At 57.3% G+C, this 4096-nt stretch carries 3 protein-coding genes; all 3 read right to left on the reverse strand.

Translation table 11 applies throughout. The features are described 5' to 3' along the window. Positions 1 to 163: 163 nt before the first annotated feature. The gene (locus tag ABX749_RS24520; protein WP_372898308.1) at positions 164 to 1606 is read right to left on the reverse strand and encodes an NADH-quinone oxidoreductase subunit N; all 1443 of its coding nucleotides are present in this window, start codon (positions 1604 to 1606) and stop codon (positions 164 to 166) included. A gap of 31 nt (positions 1607 to 1637) precedes the next feature. Further along, positions 1638 to 3152: a NuoM family protein gene (locus ABX749_RS24525; RefSeq protein WP_372898309.1), complete on the reverse strand. Its 1515-nt coding sequence runs from the start codon at positions 3150 to 3152 to the stop codon at positions 1638 to 1640. A 27-nt stretch (positions 3153 to 3179) separates the two neighbouring features. Further along, the coding region (locus ABX749_RS24530) for a proton-conducting transporter membrane subunit (RefSeq protein WP_372898310.1) at positions 3180 to 4096 on the reverse strand (917 nt) is incomplete at its 5' end.

Consider the following 4096-nt stretch of genomic DNA (forward strand, 5'->3'; position numbering starts at 1 on the left):
AGATCGGTTCTGAGTGAATGTTTTCGGCCAACGGCCGTTTACATCCATAGCCTTGGGCATCGCCCAAGGTCCTCAAACGAGAACGAGAGGGATTGGCCAACGGCCATGCACAAATGCCTCGTCAAACGCGAAGGTTGTGCATGGCCGTTGGCCAAATTCCGCCTCAATGCGAACTGGCAATCCAATTGTGCGTCTGTTCGTAAATCGTTTCGTAGAAAAACGGCACGATCCCCAACACCACCATCAGCACGGTGGAGACGCCCAGTGCCGTGACGATCGACACCGACGCACGAAGGGGTGGATCGTTCTCAAAACTCGGCTCGATGTACATCTGCCGCACGATCCGCAGAGAATAGTACAGCGAAATGGTCGAATTGACGGCAGCCACGGCGACCAACCAATGAAACCCCGCCTTGGATGCCACGCTGAACAAGAAGAACTTGCCGACGAACCCCGACAGCGGCGGGATCCCCGCCAAGCTGAACAGCCCCAGCATCATCACCAACGCGATCCATGGATTCGTTCGCGATAGCCCGCGATAATCCTCGATTTCCTCGCGGCCGGTTTCATTCAAATAGAAAACCAGCACGCCAAACACGACCATGTTGGTGACCACGTAGACCAACATGTAATACACCATGCTCGGGGCGCCGTCGGGGGCCAGAAACCCCATGATCAGATAACCCGCCTGCGAAATCGCACTGAACGCCATGAAGCGTTTGACGTTGGTTTGCACCACGGCCACCAGATTGCCCAAGGTCATCGTCACCGCCGCCAACACCGCAACCGCCATCGAAACGTCCAACAGAACATTCCCCAGCACGCGGTAGAACAACTGGAACATGAACGCCAATCCGGCCGCCTTGGACGCCACCGACAAGTACGCCGCCACCGGAAGCGGCGCACCGCGATACACATCGGCCGCCCACATGTGAAACGGCACGAGCGTCAGTTTGAATCCGACCCCGACCACCACCATCGCAATCGCCAGCTTCGTTGCCGGACCAAAACTTAAGTTGTCGCCCATGGTGAACAGGTCCACCGAGCCGGAAAGCCCGTACAGTAGACCGAGTCCGAACAGCACCACGGCAGACGACGTCGCGCCCAAAATGATGTACTTCAACCCTGCCTCGCACGACAACGGGTCATTGCGACGCCAAGCGACCAGGGCGAACAGCGGAATCGTTGCCAGTTCCAGACAGACATACAGATTGATCAGATTGGTCGCCGAAATCAGGAACATCGATCCGACCAGATTGAACAAGACCACCGTGTAAAACTCGCCCCGATGAATCAGCTCACGGTCTTGCCCCGGCACGATCTTGAACCGACCGTTGAGCAGATCGGCCGACAGCAAGACCGTCAACAGACCCGCCAACAAGAACGAGACCTTGAACCATCCGGCCACGCCATCAAAGAGAAACTGGCCGTCGAGGAAATTGCCATCGCCTTGAATCATCAGATAAACGACGGAGGCCAGCGCGGTGCTCAGCCCCAACAAGCACACCGGCGTCTCCAGGACTCGATGCCGCGGCGGCAGAAACATTTCCATGCCGAGTACCGCGAACGCTGTGACGACGACAATGATTTCCGGTTGGATATACATGGGATCAATTGGAGTGGTGTCGCCGGAGGTCCTAAAAACGATTCGCGATCGGAAGAATCGCATGCTCGATCAGATCGATCAGCACGGGCGGGTACATGCCCACGATCGCTAACGTCGCGACCAGAATGCCGGTGCACAGTTTCTCGGGGATCGTCGCATCTTGCATCTGGTTGAACGCCGGCTTGGTCATCGGCCCTTGAAACACACGGCTCAGCCCGCGCAACACATACACGGCCGTGACGACGATCGAGGACGTGGCGAGCAACGTGCAGATCCGCATCGTTGTCGCATCGACCCAGCGGTTGCCAAAAAAGCCGCCTAGAAAAACGGTCGACTCGGCGACGAAACCGGACAACCCCGGCAGCCCCAGCGACGCCAACCCGGCGATGTAAAAACTGGTCGCCAACCAGGGGATCCGTTTGGAAAGCCCTCCCATCTGCGTCAAATCACGCGTCTTGGAACGGCCATAAACCATTCCGATCAGCCCAAAGAACAGCCCCGTCATGATTCCGTGACTAAACATCTGGATCACGGCGCCTTTGAATCCCATCAAGTTCAACGAACACAGGCCGAATAAGACGAAACCGCAATGGCTGACCGACGAATAGGCCGTGAAATACTTCAAATCGGTTTGCCGGATCGCCGCATACGCCCCGTACACGATGTTGATCGTCGTCAGCACCAGAAAGAAAAGCGCCCACTGTTTCGCCCCCTCGGGCATCAGGTACACGGCGACTCTCAGCACGCCGTAACCGCCCAATTTCATCAGTACCCCGGCATGCAACATCGACACTGCCGTCGGCGCCGATGCGTGACCGTCCGGCGACCAGGTGTGAAACGGGAACAGCGCGCCCAGCACTCCGAACCCGACAAACACGCACGGAAACACCCACTGCTGTAGGTCACGCGAATAATCGACCATCGCCAACTTGTTCAAGTCAAACGTCTGCGATCCGGCCGCGTGGTACAGCGCCAGCATTCCAACCAAGACCAACGCCGAGCCGACCATCAGCATCAACGTCAGCTTCATCGCAGAATACTCCTTCCGCCCTGTCCCCCACACGCCGATCAACAGATACATCGGCAACACGGCGACTTCGTAGAACAGGAAGAACAGGAACAGATCGACGCTGATGAACACGCCAAAAACGCCCGTCACCAACACCAACAGAAACGCGTAGAACTCACGCGAGCGTTCCTTGACCTCCCAACTGGCCAGCACCCCGGTGAAAATGATGATCGCCGTCAGCACGATCATTGCCATCGCGATCCCGTCCACGCCGACGTGGTACTCGATCCCCATGCTCTTGAACCAAGGAATCGATTGCTCAAATTCCATTTGCGAAATCGTCAACACCGATGCATCGCCGCCGCGCTGCTGCACCACCTGCATGTACGACACGCTCATCACCAACGACAGCGCAAGGACCACTCCTGTGCCAAACAGCGCAACCCAACGACGCAGGTACCATTTGGAATCGGGGGTCGCAACAACGGCCAGCGCCGTCGCAAACGGAATCAAGATCAGCAGACTTAACCAACTCATCCGAGCCTTTTTCCTTGCTCAACAGCGCTATCGTTGAACGAGCCACAAAAACAACAGGATCACAATCGTCCCGTTGATCATCCAAATCCCGTACGTCTGAACCTGCCCGGTTTGCAGAACGTTCAACCGAGCCCCGAACCAACGCACCACCGCCGCCGATAAATTCATCGCCGCATCCACCACATGGCGATCGAACCAAGCCGCCGGAGCCGCGATGAATCGAAAAATCATCTTCGTCACCAACAGATAGACTTCATCGATGTAGAACTTGTTCTGAACCAGACGATAAATGCCGCCCATCGAATCAGCCATCGACTGTGCCCGATTCGTCTGCCCCCCGTAAAGCCAAAATGCGGCCCCGATCCCGACCACCGCGGCTGCCACCGATAACCCCATCACCAACAGGTGAGCGTGGAGTTCCACACCGGGCAAAACAAACTGCGAGACGGCAATCCAGCCGCCGCACACGGACATCACCCCGAGCACCACCAACGGGATCGTCATGATCGGCGGGGACTCGTGAGCCTTCGCCGCGCCGTCGGACTTGTGTGCCCCCAGAAACGTCAAAATGTAAACGCGAAACATGTAAAAAGCGGTCAACGCAGCCACGAACAGACCCACCCCAAAAATCAGATGGTGCTCCCCGTCCAACGCGGCGCCCAAAATCTCATCCTTTGAAAAGAACCCGGCCAGCGGTGGCACACCGGCAATCGCGATCGTGGCAATCAAGAACGTCGCATGAGTCAACGGCATCTTCTTTCGCAGCCCTCCCATGTCCGCCACGTCGTTGCTGTGGACGGCGTGGATCACCGAACCGGCCCCCAGAAACAGCAGCGCCTTGAAGAACGCATGTGTGAACAAATGAAACATCGCAGCACCCAGCCCGGCTGGGTGCTCCGCCGACGCGACGCCCAACGCCAGCATCATGTAGCCGATCTGGCTGA

The sequence above is a fragment of the Stieleria sp. genome (assembly GCF_041595215.1).
In the GTDB taxonomy this organism is placed as follows: domain Bacteria; phylum Planctomycetota; class Planctomycetia; order Pirellulales; family Pirellulaceae; genus Stieleria; species Stieleria magnilauensis.